Raw genomic sequence first — 22,100 nt, 5'->3', positions numbered from 1 at the left:
CATGAAAAAACATGCGCTCGCGCTTGCAGTCATCGGCGCTTGCGGTCTGGTACCGCAGGCGTTTGGTCACGAGCTGGCTTATTCGAAAAAAGACAACATCAAGGTCGAGGTTCCGGGCGACGCCACCAACTGGTGCAAGCCGGATGTCGAACTGACCATCACCCGCCCAGCCTGGGATAACCAGCAGTTGCTCTCGGGCCTGCTGACCAAGCTGCCGTTCGTCTTCGCCAAAGACTGCGCCACCGCCAAGGTGACCTGGAAGGCGGTCGATGCGACCGGCAACGTGTACGCCAGTGGCTCGGGCACGGCCTCGAACCTGGGCCTGGTAACGCTGGCGGCAGCACCTGCTGCTCCAGCTCCAGCTCCAGCCCCGGCGGCGCCGGCTCAAGCAGAGGCGCCTGCACCCGTAGCGGCGCCAGCACCGGAACCAGCTCCAACTCCAGCAGCCCCGGTTGCCACCGCAGAGCCGGTCAAGGTCGAGCCTGCTCCAGCTCCGGTGGCAGAAGTCGCAGCCGCCCCCGTGCAGCCACCCGCACCAGCCGCTGAAGCGCCGGCGCCGGCAGCACCACCTCCCGTAACCCTTGCACCCACTGCAGCCATTGCTGCAGCCGCTACAGGCGACTACGGCCGCTCCCTGGTCCTGCAGAACCCGCAGTTGATGCAAGTGACCGACGGCGCAGGCTGCAAGTGGGTGCTCAGCACCTCGATCATCAGCGACGGCGACACCCTGTCGTTCGGCACCACGCCAGCCATGCCGTGCCCCGCGTCCGGTTTTGGCCAGGGCAGCTTCGAGAAAATCAGCTGGAAAGCTGTCGGCACTTACCGTGGCGATAACTGGAACCGTGTCTACGTCCACCCGAGCGCGCTGGTGTTCACCAAAAACCTGGAGGAAGCGGTGAAGGACAAGGCGGTTGCCTATCTCACCCCGCAAGCCGACCAGGCGGTATTTCTGGTAGGCGAAATCCCGAACCGGAAGATGAAGGTGTACCTGGTGTTCAGCCGCTCCAGCTATGGCGTGCTGAGGCCGTTCGGCAGCGACCCGTCCTATGTGGCGGTCACGCCTGACGAGTCGTTCGCGCTGGACGCGGCCACCTACAAGGAAGCCGCCCTGGAGATCTTCGACCTGATCAAGACCACCTCGCCAAGCACCACCGATGTGAACACCCTGTTCATCGTCAAAGACCTGTCGGCGATTTCCAACAACATCTGGGGCAATGACGCGCAGAAGATTGTCCGCAACCGCATCGGCATCAACCGTCAAGGCCTGTTCTTCGATGTGCGCGATGGTGCGAACTGGGCGGTCCAGCGTGAGCAGCAGCGTGTGCGTGAAGTGCGTCAGCGCCAGCAGGAACTGGCCCGCACCCATTCCCGTGTGTTGGAGCGTTACCAGGAACTGCAAGCGGGCATGAGCGAGTTCAAGGGCCGCGAAACCGAAGCCCTGGCCCAGATGGCCGGCATCAAGGTGCGCTTCGCCTCGCCACTGGCGCTGCAGGACCCGTCGTCCTCGGCCGCTGTGTCGCCGATGATGGTGCATGTCACCGGTAAGCAAGGCGACTTCTACACCCTCGACTTCCCGAGCAAGGGCCGCCTGGTCGCGGATGAGGACTACAGCGAAGGCTGGTACGTCGCCCAGGTAGCGAACGCCACGCCGTACTACCCGCTGGAAGACGGCCAAGCCATCACCACCTACCGCGCCTACAGCGCTGGTGAGCCCGAGGCTTGCAAGCAGGACCGCTGCGCCGACCGCGTATCGTTCGGCGCCGTGTTGGCCAAGGAATTCCCCAACGCCGACATCGACTTCAGCTGGACCCCCGAGGTCTCCCAACAGTACGTGAACGACTGGAAGAACGCTTCCGCCCAGGTCCAGTGAGGCATACCCGATGATCAAACAGATGAACAAGAAGCAGCTGCTGATAGGCGGTGCCGCCGCAGCGGTGCTGGTGCTGGGCGGCGGCTACGCGATGCTGGCAAGCTCGGGCAAGAAGGCTGCGCTGAGTTACTACGAGCAGTTCAAGGAGCGGTACTTCCTTGAGGACGTGCTGTCCGAAGGCGAGGTCTCGTATTCGGCGTTTTCCGGCAACCTGACCGTAGCCGACCCCGAGATTCGCATGGCTACCGCGCAGACCAACGGGGCCATGAACTTCCTGCGCGGCATGATGGGGTCGTTCAACCTGGAACCTGGCGGCTCCAATGAATCAGGCCTGGCCAACTGGGCCAAGTACCAGCTCAGCGCCGTCTCTGGCCGAAACGTGGCGGGTGTCTACCTGAAAGCCGACGCGCTGAAGGTTGCCCAAAGCGGCGACAGCAAGGCTGGGGAGATCCACATTCAGCTGCTCGGCCTGCAGATGGGTAACCCGTACATTGCCAACAAGGGCGCTGAAGTGGTGCTGGTCTCTGACGTGAACGACGAGATTCAGCCACATAGCGAGTTGTTGGCCAATGGCCGGGCCACCTCGTCGGACTTCGCCTGGGGTAGCAACCTGGCCGTGCGCCAGCCGGTCACGGGTGCGTTTCTGGTGAACAGCACCGCAGCCTACGGCACCCAGGTAGATCTGGATTTCACCCTCACGCGCTCCAGTGATGGTGAAGGCTCGATGAAGTTCGTGGTAATCCACCGCAACGACGGCTCCAAGGTGGGTGAAATCGTCCGCACGGCTGAATTTGCCTCATTGCCTGAACTCGACGACGTCGAAGACGCGCTGAAAAACGCGTTGAGCGGCTTCATTCTCGGGTCCTATCAGTCTTACGCCGGCCAGGCGGTGCTGACGGGCGCTGTCAGCCACTTTGCGCGGGTGGCCAAGGTCGAGCGCTACTCGCTCGCTTACAACGGTTTCAAACCGTTGAAAGAGGCCTACGGCAGCTACCAGCAGACCGCCCCCAAAGCCAAGTTCGAGGCCTTCTGTGACGAGGTGGGACTGTTGACGTGGTCCAGCGACTTTGGCGCGAAAGGTAAGAACCACAGCGACTCGGAATGCGCGATCAGCCGCAAGCTGGTGGAAGAGGGCAGTTTCGAGGAGGACTACAAGTTCAAGGAGGGCAAGAGCCTGTTCGCCGCGATATTCGTGAGCAAGGCTTACGAGCTGGAAAGCAATTGATTCGCTAACCGCGCCTACTCAGTGGGAGCGGCTTTAGCCGCGAAGCAAGCGACGCGGAGGATGGCACCGGCGTCGCCGGTGTTCGCGGCTCAAGCCGCTCCTACGGGGGCCGGGTGATTGCTCCATTTAGCTGAAGCGCTTGCCCTGCTGGTAGAACGGGATCGACTTAAGCCCCTCTACAGCCTTTAGTGTTTCTGGCGAACGCTCGCGCAAGGTGGAAAACGCCAGATAGGTCCGCACGCTGAGTGCCGGCGCTCCGGCCACGGTATGCAGACGCCCGTCGGCCAGCAAGTCCTTGACCATGAACTGCGAAAAATACGCCGAGCCACCGTGCTTGAGGATGTACTCAAGCGCAATGGTTTCCTGGGTGATGGACAGTCGATGGCGACGGGTGCCGGGAAAGGCGTCATTGTGCTGCTCGCTGAACGAGCGCCCCCAGCTGATGTACACATACCCTTCGCCATGCCCGTCGAACAGCGTGCCGACTTGGGTGGACACCAGTTGCAGTGGCTCCTCGAGAAACGGTTCAAGGATCACATCGGGCCAGTGGTGCGGTTCATAGAGGATCGCCAGGTCCAGCAACCCTTCGCGCAGCTCGTTCATCAGCAGCATCGAATAATCCGATTGCACCTGCGTGGCAACCCGTGGCTGGTACTGCTTCATCCAGGCGACCCAGTCGGCGGTGATACTGCCCCAGTGATTCATCGGCAGGCCGAGGCTGACGGTACTGCGCATCTCGTTGGGCAGGGCGACGTCCTGCTGGGCGCGCTCCCAAGCGCTGATCACCGACACTGCATGGCGGTAGAACAGGTTGCCGCCGGAGGTCAACGTGACGCCGTGGCGGCTACGGCTGAACAGCGGGCGGTTGAGGCGCTCTTCGAGGGCCTTGATTCGTGCGCTGACCGAGGATTGGGTGATATGCAGGCGTTCGGCGGCCTTGTGGAAGCTGCCGCTGGCGGCCACTTCGATGAAGGCCCGCAGGTGCTCGATGTTCATGGCGTGCGACCTTCGTCAACAGGCGAGCCGGCTGGCCCGACTCGCCGATATTAACGCATTGCACTCAGGCCCAGATGTCGCCGATGGTGAAGCCTTCGGGGAACGGGTCTTCATGGTCGAGGACAAGGGTGTTCAGGCCGTAGATCCAGCTGCGCCCGGTGATGGTCGGCACCACCGCCTTGTTACCGGCGACCGTGGTTTCGTCGATCAGGCGGCCGGTGTAGACGTTACCCAGCAGGCCCTGGTGGCGGAAGTCGCGGTGCAGGGGAAGCTCACCCTTTGCGTACAGAGTGGCCATTTTCGCCGAGGTTCCGGTGCCACACGGGCAACGATCCAAAGCGCCGGTCCAGGTGGCCGGGTCGTCCCAGGAGAATTCACCGGAGGCCATGGTCACGGCGTTCTTCCAGTCGGCATTGGGGTCTTCGCTGGGGCCGGACAGCTGGGAAATGGTGATGCCAATGCCGGGGTAGTCGGGGTGGGCGACCGGCAACTGTTCGATGGCGGCCTGGCGGATCATCGACGACACCCGGGCGATCTCCCCGCCATGCTCGGGGATCAGCGCCAGCCCTTTGAACTGACGCACGTCGGCAATCACATAGAACATCCCGCCCCAGCCAACGTCCACGCGCACCTTGCCCAGGTGCGGCACATCGATCTCGGCGTCGATATGTGCGGCAAACGCCGGCACGTTCTGGAAGGTGACGGCCTTGACCTTGCCGCCTTCGCATTGCGCCTTGATGCGGATCAGCCCGGCCGGGGCCTCCAGCACCAGTTCGGTGATTGGCTCGCACATCGGCAGCATGCCCATCTCCAGCAGCACGGTGACCACCGAGATGGTGTTGCCACCGGACATCACCGGGTACTCGATCTGCTCCATGATGATGTAGCCGGCATCGGCCTCGGGGTGACTGGGAGGGACGATGATATTGCAGCAGTGCGCCGGGTAGCCGCGCGGTTCGCGCAGCAGCAGCTTGCGCAGCTGGTCATCGTTGGCTTCCAGCCACTTCATCTTGGCGTGCACGCTGTCGCCGGGGATGTGCGGGATGCCGCCGGTGATGACGCGCATGGGGGTGCCGGCGTGGGTGTCGATGGCGTGAATAGTGCGTTTGAATGACATCGTATCGGCCCTGTCTTTTTGGAATTGAGGCGGGTGTGGGCCGGAGCATAGAGACAGGCATAGAAGCTGTAAGGCGAAAAATTGCGATCAGGTGATCGGGTTTGTCGATGTCTAGTGTGGGGCCATGTGTTCGCGCGACTTGGATCCAATGCCTTGGTTGGGTATCATCCCGCCGCCATCAGAATGATGGCTGTTGATTCATTTAAAGGACTGAGTAATGAAAAAGCTGTTCAAGGCCACCGTCGCCGTTGCTGTCGTTTCGGGCGTTGCCCTGCTGTCCGGTTGCACTGGCCAAGTCTACAACCAGCAGAAAAACTGCTCGTACGACTACCTGTTCCACCCTTCGGTTTCCATCTCCAAGGTCATCGGCGGCTGCGGCCCGATCGATAAGCTGCCTCAGCCGCAGTAAGCTTGGCGATCCCCTGATCATGTCGCTTGCGACCTGATCCAAGGCCCCCGGTCATGCGAATGCCCGGGGGCTTTTGTTTGCGGCCTTACCAGCGCAGCGAAACGGTGCCCAGCACGGTCCGTTCTTCACCCCAGTAGCAACGCCCGGCGTTGTTGCAGCCTGCCACGTACTCCTTGGCGAACAGGTTGCGGGCGTTGACCTCGACCGACCAGTTGTCGTCGATCTCATACCCCACCTTGGCATCCACCAAGGTCACGTCGCCGGTATCGAGCTTTCCGTAGAGGCTCGCCGGTGTATAGGCGAACGTGCTGTCGAAATGGCGCACGCCGCCGCCGATGCTCAGCCCTTTGAGCAACCCGTCGCGCAAGCGATAGGTGCTCCACACCGATGCCTGGTTGCGCGGCACGCCAGTCATCTGGTGGTCTTCATACAGCGATCCGGCCACGTCCTTGGTAATGCGCGAGTCGGTATAGGTATAGGCCGCCGTGACGTTGAGGTTCTCGCTAAGGTCGCTGTTGAGTTCAAGTTCCACCCCCTTGGCGCGGCTGGCGCCGATCTGGCGATAGTCACCCACTGCAGCGTCGTACAGCACATCGTCTTTCTTGCGCAGGTCGTATACCGAGGCGGTAAAGGCGGTGTTCCAGCCCTTGGGCTCGTATTTGATGCCCACTTCATACTGTTCGCTGGTGGTAGGGTCCAGCGCACCGCTTTTGCTCTCGGTCTGCTGGGTTGGGGCGAAGGCGGTGGAGTAGCTGAAATACGGCGACAGGCCGTTGTCGAACTGGTACATCACGCCGGTCTGCCAGGTGAAGTCGCTGTCCCAACTGTCCATGTCGGCTTGCGCGTTGAGCGTGCCGGCCTTGTTGCGGAACTGGCTGTTGACCCGGTCCAGACGCCCGCCCAGCAACAGCACCCAGTGGTCGACCTTGGTTTGCAACTGGCTGTAGAGGCCGTACATGGTCTGTTCGAGCAAGGCGTTTTGCACGTGCAGGGGGGTGGTGGGCTTGCCGTTCCACACGGGATTGAACACGTTGATGGTGCCACCGTTGCCAGCGTCCCAGTCCTGGTTGAACGAGGTGCGGTCCAGGCTGGCGCCGAACAGTAGGGTGTGATCGAACGCACCTGCGTTGAAGTGGCCTTCGAACTGATTGTCCAGCGAATAGGCGATGGACTTGTTGTAACGGTCGTAAGCCGTGTTGCTCAAAGTGGTGCCGAAACCGCCGTTGTTGAGGTTGCCCGGCCACATCTCCTGGCGGTCAATGCGCGACTGCAGGTAGCGCGAGTTCTGGCGGAACTGCCAGGTATCGTTGAAACGGTGGCTGAACGCATAGCCCAGGCTCCAGGTTTCGCGCTCGAAGTTATCCCAGTCCGGGTTGCCGGACAGCTGGTCCTTGTCGATCTTGCCATTGGGGTTGTGCAGCAGGGTGCCGGCGGCGGGGTAGCCCAGCTCCATGAGGGTGCGGTCGCGCTGGTAGGTGGCCAGTACGGTCAGGCTGTTGAAGTCGTCGAAGTTCAGGGTCAGCGACGGGGCGAGGTAGAGGCGGTCGTCCGGCTGATGGTCGATCTGGGTATCGGACTTGCGCCCCATCATCACCAGGCGACCCAGGATGTTGCCCTCATCGCTCAGAGGTCCGGATACGTCGATACCCAGCTGGCGACGGTTGTGCGAACCGTAGCTCAATTGCACCTCGCCACGCGCCTCGGCAGTGGGCCGCTTGCTGACCAGGTTGACCACGCCACCGGGTGCGTTCTCGCCGTACAGGATCGAGGTCGGGCCGCGGAACACTTCAACGCGTTCCAGGCCGTAGGGTTCGCTGCTGGTGTCGTAGCGGTTGCCCTGCACGCGCAGCCCGTCGCGCAGCAGGCCATAGCCATAATCGGTGGCGTTGAAGCCACGGATGAAAAACAGGTCGCCGGCCTGGCCGTCACCGCCGGCGAAGGGTGGGGAGAAAATCCCCGGCACGTAGCCGAGCACTTCGGTGAGGGTCTGCGACTGCTGGTCGTCCATGCGCTGGCGGGTCACCACCGAGACCGAGCGTGGTGTATCGGCCAGGGCGCTGCTGGTCTTGCTGGCGGTACTGCTGGCCACGGCACGGTAGCCTGCGTCGCCTTGGCCGTTGCTGGCCAGCTCGGCAGCGGCGTTGATGGCCGTGGCGTCCAGTTGCAGCGCATTGCCATCGGTGGCGGGTTGCAGCACGTAGCCGGTATTACCTTGTGGTACGGCCTGCAGGCCACTGCCTTGCAACAGTCGCGCCAGGCCCTGAGCGACGCTGTAGCGTCCCTGCAGGCCCTGGCTGGACTTGCCGGCAGCCAGTTCGTTGCTACCCGCCAGATAAATGCCGGCCTGGCTGCTGAACTGGTTGAGGGCGCCGGCGAGTGAGCCAGGGGCGATATCGAACGTTGTCTCGGCGCTAACGACCTGCTCGGCATGGGCCAGCGCTGCCGGCAACATCAATGGGGTTGCGGCGCAGACAAAAAGCGGCGCGGCAAGCGCCAGGCGATACGCGGGGTGGAGAGGCGTCGGCATGCGGGTCCCTGGAATCGATACGGTGATGTGAAATGTCGTGTGAGGGGTAAACCGAACGAGATCGAAAAAAGGGAACCGGATGGGTGATTTTTTGCTTCCGTGCACTAAACCTGTGGGAGCGGGCTTGCCCGCGAACACCGGCAAAGCCGGTGCCACACACTGCGCTGCCTTATTCGCGGGCAAGCCCGCTCCCACAGAGACTGCAGAAACTCTGGATTTCGATGTAGTGACTTCAAGATCAAGCCGGCTCGACGCTGACCCACCAGGGCGTCATCCGCTGCACGCGTACCGGCAGTGCAGCCTGCAATAAATCGAGGGCGCGTTCGGTGTCGTCGAGCGGGAAAGCACCCATGACCGATAACTGGGCGACCTCGGGGTGCCAACCCAGGTGGCCATGACGGTAGCGGCCCAGTGTCCGCAGCAGTTGCGCCAGTGGCATGTCCTCGGCATTCAGGCGGCGGTGGATCCACGACTCGCCGGAACTCTGTGCTGGCCCCATGGTGCCGAGGGCCTGCGCAGTAAAGTCCAACTGCTGGCCTGCCTGGACGATCCTGCGCTCACCGCTGAGCGCCGTGCACACCGCGACTGCGCCGCCATACACGGTCAGCCGCGTGTTCTGGCCTTGCTGGCAGACGGCGAAGCGCGTACCCAACGCCTGCATGCGCCCTTGCGCGGTGTCGACGAAGAACGGGCGTTGCGCGTCAGACGCCGTTTCCAGCAACAACTCGCCGAAACGCAGGTGCAGTTCACGGGCAAGTACCGAGAAATCCAGGTCCACGGCGCTCTGTGCGCCGAGCCATAGGTGGCTGCCGTCGGCAAGACGGGTTTCCCGGGTTTCGCCGATGCCGGTGGCCAGGTCAGCAGTCCAGCCCGACAGGGCTGTCCCGCGCCAGGCGTTCCAGCCGATCAGTGAGCTGGCACCAAGCACTAGCAAAGCCTTGAGCCCGCTGCGGCGGCTGAATCGGCGCGGATCCTGCTCTCGCAATACTCGGCCAGTACCCATTGCTTCGACCTGCAAGGGTGCGAAACGCTGGCCGACCCGTTGCACGTAATGCCAGGCAGCCTGGTGGTCACCATGCTGGTCGAGCCAGTGTTGCCACTGCTGGCGCACCTGTGAGGTGACGTGTTCATCCTGCAGTTGCACGTACCAGTGCGCGGCTGCCTGCAGGCTGGCATGGCTGAGTTTCTGTGCGGCAAGGGTCATGGCGTCATTCTACCAACAGGCCGTCGAGTTCGGCTTCGAGGATGGCGCAATGCAGAAACGCCTGGGCCAGGTACTTCTTGACCATGCGCTCGCTGACACCCACGTGCGCGGCGATATCGCGATAGGCCAGGCCGTCGACCTGCGCCAGCAAAAATGCCTGGCGCACCTTGCCCGGCAGGCGCAGGAGCATGGCGTCGACCTCGTGCAGGGTTTCGACGATCAGCGCACGCTGCTCGGGGGAGGGCTGCAGGGCGACTGGCTGCAGGGCCAGATGCTCCAGCCAGGCCTGTTCCAGCTTGTGTCGGCGCCAATGGTCGATGCACAGGCCGCGGGCGATGGTCGCCAGGTAGGAGCGCTCGCCCGTCTGGCCATCGAACTGGCGCGGGCGCAGGAGCAGGCGCATGAAGGTGTCCTGTACCAGGTCGGCGGCATCTGGCCGGTTGCCCAGGCGTCGGTACAAGAACCCCAGCAGCCAGCGCGAATGGCTTTGGTACAGGGTATGAACCGAAACGTTCGGCTCAGGAGTCGAAACCATGGCGGCATCCGGCGCAAGCGCGTAGTGGTGCGAATGAGAAATGATCGCAATACTAGGGGTGCTTGATCGATACTGCAATCGCTTCGATGAGCGGTTGGCCAGCATGAGACAACCTGACGCCTTGCCTCGGACCCCGCAATTTGTTTGTGCTGGCATTTCATATACAATCCCCGAAACGATTCAGCCCTGTCGGTCAATTCGACAAAAGCCTGGGTCGTTTTCTGGTTCTTTAAGCCGCTGAACAATGATCACAACAAGCCTGCGCGGAAGAACACGAAGCACCTGGGCCAGCCACAGGCCCTATCTCCGTTCTACTGACTGGAATTGATCAATGTTCAAGAAAGCTGGCAAGACCTTGCTGGGTCTGGCTGTCGCCGCGAGCTTCATGCAAGCGCACGCCGCAGAAACCAAGAAAGTCGATGTGCTGCTGGTCGGCGGCGGCATCATGAGCTCCACCCTGGCCGTGTGGTTGCACGAGCTGGAGCCAAGCTGGTCGATGGAAATGGTCGAGCGCCTGGACGGCGTCGCCGAGGAAAGCTCCAACGGCTGGAACAACGCCGGTACCGGCCACTCCGCGCTGGCTGAGCTGAACTATACCCCCGAAGACAAAGACGGCAACGTCAACATCACCAAGGCCATCGAGATCAACGAAGCCTTCCAGATCTCCCGCCAGTTCTGGTCGTGGCAGGTCCGTCAGGGCGTGCTGAAGAACCCGCACTCGTTCATCAACACCACCCCGCACATGAGCTTCGTCTGGGGCGATGACAACATCAAGTTCCTCAAGAAGCGTTACGACGCGCTGCAAGCCAGCCCGCTGTTCCGCCCGATGCAGTACTCCGAGGACCACGCGCAGATCGCCAAGTGGGTCCCGCTGATGATGGAAGGCCGCGACCCGAACCAGAAGCTGGCGGTGACCTGGGCCCCGATCGGCACCGACGTCAACTTCGGCGAGATCACCCGCCAGTTCGTTGGCCACCTGAAGACCCAGGACAAGTTCACCCTGCAACTGTCCAGCGAAGTCCAGGACATCACCCGCAACAAGGACGGCTCCTGGCACGTCGAGTACAAGAACCTGAAGGACGGTACCGAGTCGGCCACCGACGCCAAGTTCCTGTTCATCGGTGCCGGTGGCGGCGCGCTGAAGCTGCTGCAGAAGTCGGGCATTCCTGAAGCCAAGGAATATGCAGGCTTCCCGGTAGGTGGCTCGTTCTTGGTGACCGAGAACCCGACCATCGCCATGCAGCACATGGCCAAGGCCTACGGCATCGCCTCGACCGGTGCGCCACCCATGTCGGTACCGCACCTGGACACCCGCGTGCTGGACGGCAAGCGCGTGATCCTGTTCGGGCCATTCGCCACCTTCTCGACCAAGTTCCTGAAGAACGGTTCGTACCTGGACCTGCTGGGCAGCACCACCCTGCACAACGTGTGGCCGATGACCAAGGTCGGTATCGAGCAGTACCCGCTGGTCGAGTACCTCGCTGGCCAGTTGATGCTGTCGGATGATGACCGCTTCGAAGCGCTGCGCACCTACTTCCCGGACGCCAAGAAAGAAGACTGGAAATTGTGGCAGGCTGGCCAGCGCGTGCAGATCATCAAGCGTGACGCAGAGAAGGGCGGCGTGCTCAAGCTGGGCACCGAAGTCGTGGCCTCGCAGGACCGCACAATCGCTGGCCTGCTGGGCGCCTCGCCAGGTGCCTCGACCGCCGCGCCGATCATGCTGAACGTGCTGGAAACCGTGTTCAAAGAGAAGGTCGCCACGCCTGAATGGCAAGCCAAGATCAAAGAGATCGTGCCGAGCTACGGCACCAAGCTCAATGATTCGGCGGCAGCCACCCAGCAAGAGTGGAACTACACCGCTGAAATCCTGCAGCTGGAGAAGCCGCCGGTGATCGACCAGAGCGTGGGTACCACCACTGCTGTGAGCAAGCCGGTTGAAAGCAAGCCTGAGAACGACATGGCGCTGTAATAGGCCATTGTTGTGATCGAAAGCCACGGGGATGACTCCGTGGCTTTTTTTATGCCTGTACCGGCCTCTTCGCGGGGCAAGCCCGCTCCCACAGGATGCACACCAGTCTCAAGCAATGTGCTGTCTCTGTGGGAGCGGGCTTTCCCCGCGAAAGGGCCGGCACTGTTTCACCGCTGCCGCAGGATGCACTCCAGCAGCCCAGGAAACCGCTCGTCGAGCATTTCGCTGCGCAGTGAATTCATATGGGTAGTGCCGACATTGCGCGTATGCACCAGCCCCGCATCGCGCAGCACGCGGAAGTGATGGGACATGCTCGACTTCGGCCGGCCACCGTCCAGCTCGCCGCAGCTGGCTTCGGCCACGCTCGCCAGGTGGCGTACGATCTCCAGGCGCACGGGGTCGCTCAAGGCGTACAACAGGCGCTCGAGAATCAGGTCTTCAGCGTTGGGGTGTTTATAGGCTCGCATGGCCGCCATGATAACGGGGGTTTCATTAATTGCCATAGTTCGATTATGATCGAACTATCGTATTCAGATGACCCCGGAGTCTTCCCATGTCCGCATTGTTCGAACCCTACGCGCTCAAAGACGTCAGCCTGCGCAACCGCATCGCCATCCCGCCGATGTGCCAGTACATGGCTGAGGACGGCATGATCAACGACTGGCATCAGGTGCATTACGCCAGCCTTGCCCGAGGCGGTGCCGGCCTGCTGGTGGTCGAGGCCACCGCAGTGTCACCGGAAGGGCGCATCACCCCCGGCTGCGCCGGTATCTGGAGCGACGCTCACGCCCAGGCATTCGTGCCTGTGGTGCAGGCGATCAAGGCTGCAGGTTCGGTACCTGGCATTCAGATCGCCCACGCCGGGCGCAAGGCCAGCGCCAATCGCCCGTGGGAAGGTGACGACCATATCGCTGCTGACGATGCGCGCGGCTGGAACACGATCGCCCCGTCGGCCATCGCCTTCGGCGCCCACCTGCCGAAAGTGCCCGGCGAAATGACTTTGGACGACATCGCCCGGGTCAAGCAGGACTTCGTCGATGCCGCCCGCCGTGCGCGGGATGCCGGTTTTGAGTGGATCGAACTGCACTTTGCACATGGCTACCTGGGCCAGAGCTTCTTCTCCGAGCACGCCAACCAGCGCACCGACGCCTACGGTGGCAGCTTCGAAAACCGCAGCCGCTTCCTGCTGGAAACCCTGGCGGCGGTACGTGAAGTCTGGCCGGAGCACCTGCCGCTGACGGCCCGTTTCGGCGTGCTGGAATACGACGGTCGTGACGAACAGACCCTGGATGAGTCCATCGAGCTGGCGCGCATGTTCAAGTCGGGTGGCCTGGACCTGTTGAGTGTCAGCGTCGGCTTCACCATCCCTGAAACCAACATCCCGTGGGGGCCGGCGTTCATGGGGCCGATTGCCGAGCGCGTGCGCCGCGAGGCGGGCCTGCCGGTGACGTCGGCGTGGGGCTTTGGTACGCCGCAGTTGGCCGAGGGGGCGCTAAAGGCTAACCAGCTCGACCTGGTATCGGTGGGGCGTGCCCACCTGGCCGATCCGCACTGGCCGTACTTCGCGGCCAAGGAACTGGGCGTGGAAAAAGCCGCCTGGACCTTGCCGGCGCCGTATGCACACTGGCTTGAACGTTATCGCTGAGTTGCAGATTCAGCGGTAGCCTGCACCGGCCTCTTCGCGGGCAAGCCCGCTCCCACAAGTGAGCACTGTCTTCCAGATCAGTGCAGCACCTGTGGGAGCGGGCTTGCCCGCGAAAGGGCCACTGCGGTTCAGAGCATGGGCGCCTTATCCGCGCCACCCCACTTCCTGCAACGCCGTCAGCAACCGCTCCCCACCCAACCCCGGCACCAGTACACCATCCGCGGTGTGCATATCCTCCCCAGCCAGCATCGCATTGACGATCGCTTCTTCCACCGCCTCTGCCGCCGCTATGAACAGCGGGGTGATGTGGTCGTTATTGAGCATCTGCACCGCCTGGCTGAACGGCACGTTTTTACGCCCATACGCCGCCGGTGGCAGCTGTTGATCGGCAGTCGAGAAGGCGACGAACAGATCACCGCTGGCATCCTCGGTGCCGCCACCGGTCCGTGCAATGCCGATCGACGCCCGCTGGGCCAGACGCTGGCACTGGTGTGGCAGCAGCGGGGCATCGGTGGCGATGATCACCACGATCGAACCCATGCCCGGTTCACCGCGCTCGGCAAAGGGGGAGGGGAGGCCGTCCAGCACCCGGCCAACTGGGTAGCCATCGACCCTCAGTTCACGGCGCTGGCCATGGTTTGCCTGTACCAGCACGCCGACCGTCCAGCCTCCTTGTTCGGGCGACAAGCGCCTTGAAGCGGTACCGATACCGCCCTTGAACTCATGGCAGATCATGCCGGTACCGCCGCCCACCGCGCCCTCGGCAACCGGTCCGGGCTCGGCGCGGGCCAGCGCGTCGTGTACCTGCTCAGGCCCCACATGCTGCCCCCAGATGTCGTTGAGCAGGCCATCGAAAGTCTCCAGCACCACCGGCATGCACCAATACACCGACGGGTCGGCCACGCTGTCGCGCTCGGCGGCGATCAGCGCATCGCGCACCACGCCGACGCTGTGGGTGTTGGTGATGGCGATCGGGGTGGTCAGCAAGCCTGCTTCGCGGATCCACTCAAGGCCAGTGGCATCGCCGTTGCCGTTGAGTACGTGAACGCCGGCAAAGCACGGCGCCAGGCGGGCCGCCTCCGGGCGTGGCTGGACCACCGTGACCCCGGTACGGACCTGCTTGCCAATGCCCTCGGCCAGCAAGGTGCTGTGGCCGACACGGACACCGGGGACGTCGGTGATGGCGTTGAAGGTGCCGGGTTGGCCAAGGCCCAGGGTGATGCCAAGTTGACGAGCGCGCATGGTAGCTCCTGTTAGTCAGAGTTTCTGGAAGGCGGGGCTGAACTTGCCGTACGTGCTGTAGAGGATCACCGAGACGGCCAGCAGCACGAGGATGATGAGGATGTCGCGAAGCGGCGCGCCAAGCAGACCGCTGAGTAGCAGGTAGCCCGCGCCGACCACCGCCAGCAGCGCTGGCAGCGGCCACAAAGGCATGCGGTAGGGGTGCTCGCGGTCGCTGCGCAGTACGCGGCTGAACAGTGCGCAGAGGGCAACGGCCAGGTAGACCATCAGCAGCAACAGCACGGTGAAGGAGGTCATCTCCTCCAGATCCGAGCTGAAGCTCAGCGCGGCCGAGGGGACGGCCAGCAGCAGGGTGGCCAGCCAGGGCGAGTCCCAGCGGGGGTGGATGCGGGTGAACAGGCGGTTCAGGGTCGGCGTCCACAGCTGGTCGCGGCCACTGCTGAAAATCACCCGTCCGGACTGGATGACGATGGCGATGATGGCGTTGAACACCGACAGGAAGATGCCGGCGCTGACCAGCCGCGACAGGGTCGGGTTGCCGTGGGCGTTGAGCAGGTAGCCGATCGGGTCGCCACTGGCGAGCATGTCCCCCAGTGACGGCGCGCCCAGCAGCAGTGCGCAGATCGGCACCAGTTCAATCGCCACCACCAGTGCCAGCGACCACACGACCGCGCGATGGATGCTGCGCCCGCCATCTTTCATGTCCTCGGCCAGCACCACGGCAGCGCCGAAGCCGTTGTAGGCGAACAGCGCAGTGCCGATCGAGGCGAACACCAGCGCCCAGGGCGCAGCGGCCAGCAGGCCGTGGTCGATGTGCAGGGGCGTGATCAGCACGCTCAGCGGCTGGCTGACGTTGCCCAGCCCCAAAGCCACGATCACCAGCACGGCCGCGACTTCGCACAGCAGGAACACACCGGTGACCCAGGCATTCAGGCGAATGTTGAGAATGCCCAGGGCATAGCTGCCGGCGACGATGGCCAGAGCGACGGCCTGGGTATCGAATGCGGTGCCGAACGCATTGTTCAGGTAGGTTGCGGCGCCGGTGGCCAGCACCGGCGGGATGAACAGCAGCGATACCAGCACGGTCAGGAAAGTGGCGTAGCCGGCCATGCCGCCGAACACCCGCTTGGCATACACGTACTCGCCGCCTGCCGAGCTGTGCGCACGGCCCAGCTCGGCATAGCACCAGGCGAACATCAGTGCCAGCACGGCGGCCAATACGAACGCCAGAAAAGCACCACTGCCGGCCTGGGCAATGGCGAACGGTGCAATGACGAATACGGAACTGGCCGGGGTGACCGCCGAGACGGTGATGGCGACCACATCGAGCATACCCAGGCTGGGTTTGAGCGCACTGTCGTGCATGTCGTTTTCCTCGAATTGTTATTGGGGGTTGAGGCAGTGACGAAAGAAGGGGCGCCCTCTCGATTGGGGGCTGCATGGGCTGCAATCTAGGCCTGGCGCTGGCACCGGCCAATTACCCTTTGGGGTTACGCCCCTTGACGCGCGCGTTGCAAAGGCGGGAAATCACATCAGCGTTCACGGGAGCCGACACGATGCACAACGTTTTTCATGAAGTCGGCATGCATGCCAACCTGGGCCGGACCATCGAGCAGATTGGCCAGCCGCGTTTCTGGAAACAGCTGATCCTGCTGCTGCATCGCTGGCTGCCGTTCGATAACGCCCTGGCGGCGTTCTACCCCCTTAGCGGCCCGCCCGTGGTGCAGGAAGAGCATGACGCCACGCCGCAGGCAGGCACGGCGGCAATGGCGTTGTACCTGAGCGGGCTGTACCAGCTCGACCCGTTCTACCTGGCCTGCCAGGACGCGGTGGGCAGTGGCCTATATCGCCTGGATGAGGTGGCGCCGGACCAGTTTCACCAGAGCGAGTACTACGTCAGCTGGTTCCAGGCCAACGTCCTGAATGACGAAGTGCAGTTCATCCTGCAGCTCCCTGACCAGGGCGCCCTGACCCTGTCGCTGGGCCGGGCGCAGGCGTTCGATGCCGAGCAATATGGCGTGCTGGCAATGCTTTGCCCGTGGGTGCTGGCGTTGATGCAGCAGCATTGGCAGGCCGGCCGCAAACCCGCGCAGGGGCAGGGCGAGCCGGTCGCGGTGCAGGTGCGCGATGCACTCAGCCAGTTCGGTGCCGGGGTGTTGTCCGATCGTGAGCTGGAGATCGCTCGGCTGATTTTGCGGGGTTTTTCGTCAAAGGCCATGGCCGAGCGGTTGGCGATTTCACCGGAGACGGTGAAAGTGCACCGGCGGCATCTGTACACCAAGCTTGATATCTCGTCGCAGCCGGAGCTGTTTTCGCTGTTTCTGCAGTCGTTAGGGCATGACCCGCAGAATCCTTGATGTCAGTGCGAGCCTTTTCGCGGGCAAGCCCGCTCCCACAGGTACACCGCTGCCCTTGAGGTTGGCGGTGATCCTGTGGGAGCGGGCTTGCCCGCGAAGAGGCCCGCACAGGCTAAAACCGATCCAGTCGATAAGCCTCCATTCCAGTACTCCCCTCAGCCAACCCCCCCACCCATTCCGCCGTCACCGCCGCCTGGGTCAGCCCCAAGTGTTGATGCCCGAACGCAAGCAGCACCCGCCCATCACACACCCGGTCTATCACCGGCAACGAATCCGGCAACGAAGGCCTGAACCCCATCCACGGTGTCGCCCCCTGGGCATCCAGGTCACGCTGGAACAACCCCTTGCTCAACCGGTGCAGCTGCCACGCCCGCTGCATGCTCGGCGGCGCATCCAACCCAGCGAACTCCACTGTACCGGCCAGGCGCAGCCCTTCGGCCATTGGCGTCATGATGAACTTGCGCTCCAGCGAAGTAACGGCGAACGGCAAGCGCTGCTGCTCGCCAGGCAGCATCAGGTGATAGCCGCGCTCCGTGTCCAGGGGTACCCGCTTGCCGGTCAGGGCGGCGGTCAGGTGCGCGGAGTGCGCGCCGCAACTGATCAGCACCTGGCGCGCATTCAACGTGCCCTGGTCGCTGTTCAGCTGCACCCCATCAGCGTTCAACTGACCGCCCGCGACCTGCGCCTGGACGAAGCGCACGCCACTGGCCCTGGCCGCCTCGAACAGTTCACAGACCACTTGGTAGGGGTCGATGAAATGCCCGGTCCGGGGGAAGAACAGGCCGCCCAGGATCGCTGGGTTCAACTGGGGCGCCGCCGCGCGCACTGTGTCGGCCGACCAGAACTCCACCGGCACCGCTTGCTGTTGCATTCGCGCGCGCAACGCCTCCAGCGCCTGGCGCGACTCGGCGCGTTCGAACATCAGCAACGAGCCGTCTTCCTTGAACAGGTCGCTACGCCCGATAGAGCCGAGCAGGCGCTGCCAGGCGCCTAGGCTGCCCTCGTTCAACGTACGAATGCCGGCCACGCTGCGTTGGAACGGCGCCGGGCGCAGGTTGAGCAGCAGCCGGGCGAACCAGGGCATCGCCGTGGGCAGGTATTTCCAATCCAGGCGCAGTGGCCCCATCGGGTCCAGCAGCATGCGCGGCAGGCGCTTGAGGATCGACAGGTCGGCGATCGGGAACACCTGTTCGGTGGCCAGGTGCCCGGCGTTGCCGTAAGAGGCGCCGTGACCCGGGGGTTGGCGGTCAATCAGCAGCACCTGGCGGCCCTGGCGGGCCAGTTGCAGGGCGCAGGCGACACCGACGATGCCGGCGCCGACCACGGCGATATCGGTTTCAGCGGAGGCATCACGCATGGTTCAGCGTTCCCGTTGACCGTCGAGCAGACGCCGCAGCTGCAGCGGGTTGCCCTGTTTCAACGCTTGCGGCAGCAAGGCGTCGGGGAAGTCCTGATAGCACACCGGGCGCAGGAAACGCAGGATCGCCGCCGTGCCAACCGAGGTGCTGCGGGCATCGGACGTCGCCGGAAATGGCCCGCCGTGGACCATCGCATCGCACACTTCCACCCCGGTAGGCCAGCCGTTGACCAGGATACGCCCGGCCTTGCGTTCAAGCGTGGGCAGCAGGCTGCGGGCGCTGTCGAGGTCGGCGTCGTCCAGGTGCAGGGTGGCCGTCAGCTGGCCTTCCAGGTGTTCGGCGACCTGCTTGACCTGCTCATCGCTGTCGCAGCCAACTATCAGAGAAGCGGCACCGAATACTTCGCCCTGCAACGCCGGGTCAGCCAGGAATGCGCTGGCCTGAGTGACGAACAGCTGCGCCTGACACTGGTTCGGGCCTTGTGAGGGTTGGCCGCTGGCCGCGACCTGGGCATTGGCGTTTTCGGTCAGCGCGCCGACACCGGCTTCATAGGCGCTGAAGATGCCTGGCGTAAGCATGGTCTGCGCCGCCGCCTGGCGTATCTGTTCGCTGGCGGCGTCAATGAAGCGTTGCAGCGCCGGGCCTTGGCGGGCGATCACCAGGCCGGGGTTGGTGCAGAACTGGCCGGCGCCCTGGGTCAGCGAGGCGACGAAGCCTTGCGCCAACGCTTCGCCACGGGCCTGCAATGCCGCATCGAACAGGAACACTGGGTTGATCGAGCTCATCTCGGCATACACCGGGATCGGCTCCGGCCGTGCTTGGGCAGCGTGGCACAGGGCAATTCCGCCGCTGCGCGAGCCGGTAAAGCCGACCGCCTTGATGCGCGGGTCGCTGACCAGGGCGATGCCGACTTCGCGGCCCGCGCCGTAGAGCAGCGAGAACACACCTTCCGGCAGGCCGCACTGTTGCACCGCGCGGGCCACGGCCTGGCCGACCAGCTCACTGGTGCCTGGGTGGGCACCATGCGCCTTGACCACCACCGGGCAACCGGCTGCCAGGGCCGAGGCGGTGTCGCCACCGGCCACGGAAAAGGCCAGGGGGAAATTGCTGGCGCCGAACACCGCCACCGGGCCCAGGGCCACCTGGCGTTGGCGCAGGTCGGCGCGCGGCAGTGGCTGGCGCTGGGGCAGGGCATTGTCGACCCGCACATCCAGCCATTCACCGCTGCGTACGACGCGGGCGAAGGTGCGCAGCTGGCCGCAGGTGCGGCCACGCTCGCCCTGGATGCGCGCCTTGGGCAGGCCGCTTTCGGCCACAGCGCGGTCGATCAGAGTATCGCCCAACGCTTCGATGTGCTCGGCGATGGTTTCGAGAAAGGTGGCGCGTTGCTCCAGCGAGGTTTCGCGGTAGTCGTCGAACGCTGCCCAGGCCAGTGCGCAAGCCTGGGCCACGTGTTCGCCGGTGCCGCCGGCATAGGCGGGTTCGAGGGCCTGGTTGGTGGCTGGGTTGATGGCGCGGATCGCTTCGCGGCTGCCGGTCACGGCGCGCTGGCCGATCAGCAGGTTGCCTGTCAGGGGCATGGAGCCTCCTTCAAAATTTGGTCTAGTAACCTGTGGGAGCGGGCTTGCCCGCGAAGGCGTAGGTAAATTCACTGACGTCTTCGCGGGCAAGCCCGCTCCCACAGGGAATTTGCAGTCCTTGCCCTGGATCAGGCCAGGTTCTGCTCCGCCGACCAGCTTGCATACCAGGTGCGGAACAGCGCGTACTGCTGTTCGGCATAGTTGCGCTGGGCGTCGCTGAGCGCGTCGGTTTCGTTGAAGTGCAGGCTGTACTCCGTGTCACCGTTGAGCACCATCAGGTGCTTGTAGTACAGCACCAGGTCGCAGCCCTCATCGAACGACGACAGCACCGCCAGCGCCGATTCCAGTTCACGCGCCAGGCGGCGGGCCTTGGCGTCGCCCTTGGCGGCCTGCTTGCTCAGGCGCACCAGCTGCAGCACTTCACGCGGCAGGGCGTTGCCGATGCCGGTGATGGCGCCGGTGGCGTTGCAGTTGACGAAGCCATGCACCACCTGGGTATCGACGCCAACCATCAGGGTCACGTCGTCGTCCTTGGAGGTGATGTGCTCGGCGGCATAGCGCAGGTCGGCGCCGCCACCGAACTCCTTGAAGCCGATCAGGTTCGGGTACTCGCGGCGCAGTTCGAAGAACAGGTCGGCGCGGGTGGCGAAGCCGTAGTACGGGCTGTTGTAGATCACCGCCGGCAGCTTCGGCGCGGCCTGCAGGATCGCCGCGAAATGGTGCTTCTGGGCGCTCAGCGAAGCGCCACGCGACAGCACGCGGGGGATGACCATCAAGCCGGCGGCACCGACCTTGGCCGCGTGGGCGGCGTGCGCCACGGCTTCACGGGTGTTCACCGCGCCGGTGCCGACGATGGTCGGGATGCCGGCGGCCACCAGGCGCGCCACGCCTTCCTGGCGCTCGGCCTCGGTCAGCAGCGGCCAGTCGCCCATCGAACCGCAGTACACCACTGCGCTCATGCCCGCTTCGATCAGCTCGCGGCCCTTGCGCACCAGGGCGTCGAAGTCCGGCTTGCGCTCGGCGGTGCACGGGGTCATCAGGGCGGGCATGGTGCCGGTGAAGATGTTATGGGTCATTGTTGTCACTCCTGGCGGTATTCAGTTGGGAAAACGCGGGGTCAGATGCCCCAGGCGAAAGGGTCTTGTTCGTCGATCAACAGGGTGCTGTCGGCGGTCATGTAGGCGCGGCCGGTGATGAATGGGCGAATACGTTCGCCCTCACGCTCGTAGCGGCCGTGGAACTGGCTGCCAGTGATGCTCGCCTGGACCCAGGTCTGGCCCTCGGCGAGCTTGCCGTCGGCGGCCAGGCACGCCAGCTTGGCGCTGGTGCCGGTGCCGCAGGGCGAGCGGTCGTAGGACTTGCCGGGGCACATGACGAAGTTGCGGCTGTCGGCGTGAGGGTCGTCGGCGAACAGTTCGACATGGTCGATAGGGGCGCCGTTTTCGCCGGTGATGCCTTGCGCTTCGAGGGCCTTGAGCATTGCCCAGGTGTATTCGGTCAGGGCTTCGCGGTTGTCCAGCTCGATGCGCTGGCCATGCTCGGCAACCAGGAAGAACCAGTTGCCGCCCCAGGCGATGTCGCCGAGCACCACGCCGTGGCCTGGCACCTCGACCGGCACTTGCTGGCGGTAGCGGTAGGACGGCACGTTGCCGACGGTGACCGCGCCATCTTCATGCAGGGTGGCGCTGACTTGGCCAACCGGCGTGTCGATCAGGTGCTCGCCTGGCCCGATCAGGCCCAGGTGCTGCAGCGAGGCGACCAGGCCGATGGTGCCGTGGCCACACATGTTCAGGTAGCCAGCGTTGTTGAAGAAGATCACCCCGCAGGTGGCGCCTGGCGATACCGGTGGGCAGTGCAGTGCACCAACCAGCACGTCGTTGCCGCGTGGCTCCAGCAGGCAAGCACGGCGCCAGGCGTCATGTAGCTCGCGCAGTTCGTCGCGCTGCTCGGCCATGCTGCGGCCGTGCAGTTGCGGGAAGCCTTCGAGCACCAGGCGGGTCGGTTCGCCGCCGGTATGCGAGTCGATGACGTGAACGTGTTTCATGGTCATGTCCATTCAGTAAGTT

General features: G+C 63.9%; 18 protein-coding genes. 6 read left to right on the top strand and 12 right to left on the bottom strand.

Going from position 1 to position 22,100, the window contains the following annotated elements; all coding sequences use genetic code 11:
- The first annotated feature begins 1 nt into the window (after position 1).
- Together ACZ6YA_RS16095 and ACZ6YA_RS16090 are read left to right on the top strand one after the other, a co-directional pair.
- Positions 2-1,870: a hypothetical protein gene (locus ACZ6YA_RS16095; protein ID WP_465898107.1), complete on the top strand. Its 1,869-nt coding sequence runs from the start codon at positions 2-4 to the stop codon at positions 1,868-1,870.
- A 10-nt stretch (positions 1,871-1,880) separates the two neighbouring features.
- On the top strand, positions 1,881-3,095 hold the full coding sequence (locus ACZ6YA_RS16090; protein WP_465898106.1) for a hypothetical protein: 1,215 nt from the start codon (positions 1,881-1,883) through the stop codon (positions 3,093-3,095).
- A gap of 126 nt (positions 3,096-3,221) precedes the next feature.
- Here the strand turns inward: ACZ6YA_RS16090 and ACZ6YA_RS16085 are convergent, their stop codons facing one another.
- Together ACZ6YA_RS16085 and ACZ6YA_RS16080 are read right to left on the bottom strand one after the other, a co-directional pair.
- Positions 3,222-4,091 (bottom strand): LysR family transcriptional regulator, encoded by an 870-nt coding sequence (locus tag ACZ6YA_RS16085; RefSeq protein WP_465898105.1) that lies wholly within the window; start codon positions 4,089-4,091, stop codon positions 3,222-3,224.
- Between the two features lie 64 nt (positions 4,092-4,155).
- Positions 4,156-5,208: a proline racemase family protein gene (locus tag ACZ6YA_RS16080; protein WP_465898104.1), complete on the bottom strand. Its 1,053-nt coding sequence runs from the start codon at positions 5,206-5,208 to the stop codon at positions 4,156-4,158.
- Positions 5,209-5,425: 217 nt separating this feature from the next.
- Here ACZ6YA_RS16080 and ACZ6YA_RS16075 point away from each other — a divergent pair, with 217 nt between their 5' ends.
- On the top strand, positions 5,426-5,617 hold the full coding sequence (locus ACZ6YA_RS16075) for a DUF4223 family protein (protein ID WP_008097338.1): 192 nt from the start codon (positions 5,426-5,428) through the stop codon (positions 5,615-5,617).
- 85 nt (positions 5,618-5,702) lie between these two features.
- On the opposite strand, the gene ACZ6YA_RS16070 is transcribed toward ACZ6YA_RS16075, so the two are convergent.
- The 3 genes from ACZ6YA_RS16070 to ACZ6YA_RS16060 form a co-directional block, all read right to left on the bottom strand.
- Positions 5,703-8,144: a TonB-dependent siderophore receptor gene (locus tag ACZ6YA_RS16070; RefSeq protein WP_465898103.1), complete on the bottom strand. Its 2,442-nt coding sequence runs from the start codon at positions 8,142-8,144 to the stop codon at positions 5,703-5,705.
- A gap of 238 nt (positions 8,145-8,382) precedes the next feature.
- The gene (locus ACZ6YA_RS16065) at positions 8,383-9,348 is read right to left on the bottom strand and encodes a FecR domain-containing protein (RefSeq protein ID WP_465898102.1); all 966 of its coding nucleotides are present in this window, start codon (positions 9,346-9,348) and stop codon (positions 8,383-8,385) included.
- A gap of 4 nt (positions 9,349-9,352) precedes the next feature.
- Entirely contained in the window at positions 9,353-9,883 is a 531-nt protein-coding gene (locus ACZ6YA_RS16060; RefSeq protein ID WP_465898101.1) for a sigma-70 family RNA polymerase sigma factor, read from the bottom strand.
- A gap of 331 nt (positions 9,884-10,214) precedes the next feature.
- Between ACZ6YA_RS16060 and mqo the strand changes: the two genes are divergently transcribed.
- Positions 10,215-11,852, top strand: a complete 1,638-nt coding sequence (gene mqo, locus ACZ6YA_RS16055) for a malate dehydrogenase (quinone) (RefSeq protein WP_465898100.1) — start codon at positions 10,215-10,217, stop codon at positions 11,850-11,852.
- A 167-nt stretch (positions 11,853-12,019) separates the two neighbouring features.
- On the opposite strand, the gene ACZ6YA_RS16050 is transcribed toward mqo, so the two are convergent.
- On the bottom strand, positions 12,020-12,355 hold the full coding sequence (locus tag ACZ6YA_RS16050; protein ID WP_465898099.1) for an ArsR/SmtB family transcription factor: 336 nt from the start codon (positions 12,353-12,355) through the stop codon (positions 12,020-12,022).
- A gap of 50 nt (positions 12,356-12,405) precedes the next feature.
- Here ACZ6YA_RS16050 and xenA point away from each other — a divergent pair, with 50 nt between their 5' ends.
- Positions 12,406-13,497, top strand: coding sequence for a xenobiotic reductase XenA (gene xenA / locus ACZ6YA_RS16045; protein ID WP_465898098.1), 1,092 nt, complete (start codon positions 12,406-12,408; stop codon positions 13,495-13,497).
- Positions 13,498-13,641: 144 nt separating this feature from the next.
- On the opposite strand, the gene ACZ6YA_RS16040 is transcribed toward xenA, so the two are convergent.
- Together ACZ6YA_RS16040 and ACZ6YA_RS16035 are read right to left on the bottom strand one after the other, a co-directional pair.
- Complete coding sequence (locus ACZ6YA_RS16040) at positions 13,642-14,739, bottom strand: DmpA family aminopeptidase (RefSeq protein WP_465898097.1); 1,098 nt, start codon at positions 14,737-14,739, stop codon at positions 13,642-13,644.
- A 15-nt stretch (positions 14,740-14,754) separates the two neighbouring features.
- A complete protein-coding gene (locus tag ACZ6YA_RS16035; protein WP_465898096.1) occupies positions 14,755-16,104 on the bottom strand; it encodes an APC family permease in 1,350 nt (449 codons plus the stop codon).
- 191 nt (positions 16,105-16,295) lie between these two features.
- On the opposite strand from ACZ6YA_RS16035, the gene ACZ6YA_RS16030 reads away from it, so the two are divergent.
- Positions 16,296-17,096 carry a response regulator transcription factor gene (locus ACZ6YA_RS16030; RefSeq protein WP_465898095.1) on the top strand — a complete coding sequence of 267 codons (801 nt, stop codon included), beginning with the start codon at positions 16,296-16,298 and terminating at the stop codon, positions 17,094-17,096.
- A gap of 112 nt (positions 17,097-17,208) precedes the next feature.
- Here the strand turns inward: ACZ6YA_RS16030 and ACZ6YA_RS16025 are convergent, their stop codons facing one another.
- The 4 genes from ACZ6YA_RS16025 to ACZ6YA_RS16010 form a co-directional block, all read right to left on the bottom strand.
- On the bottom strand, positions 17,209-18,453 hold the full coding sequence (locus ACZ6YA_RS16025) for an NAD(P)/FAD-dependent oxidoreductase (protein ID WP_465898093.1): 1,245 nt from the start codon (positions 18,451-18,453) through the stop codon (positions 17,209-17,211).
- A 3-nt stretch (positions 18,454-18,456) separates the two neighbouring features.
- Entirely contained in the window at positions 18,457-20,034 is a 1,578-nt protein-coding gene (locus tag ACZ6YA_RS16020; protein WP_465898092.1) for an aldehyde dehydrogenase (NADP(+)), read from the bottom strand.
- Between the two features lie 128 nt (positions 20,035-20,162).
- Positions 20,163-21,110, bottom strand: a complete 948-nt coding sequence (locus ACZ6YA_RS16015; RefSeq protein ID WP_465898091.1) for a dihydrodipicolinate synthase family protein — start codon at positions 21,108-21,110, stop codon at positions 20,163-20,165.
- A gap of 41 nt (positions 21,111-21,151) precedes the next feature.
- Positions 21,152-22,078, bottom strand: coding sequence for a 4-hydroxyproline epimerase (locus ACZ6YA_RS16010; RefSeq protein ID WP_465898090.1), 927 nt, complete (start codon positions 22,076-22,078; stop codon positions 21,152-21,154).
- Between the last annotated feature and the right edge of the window lie 22 nt (positions 22,079-22,100).

It is taken from the genome of Pseudomonas sp. NPDC090752 (assembly GCF_055584805.1).
The sequence above is the reverse complement of the archived record's forward strand: the minus strand, read 5'-3'. Positions and strand labels throughout refer to the sequence as shown.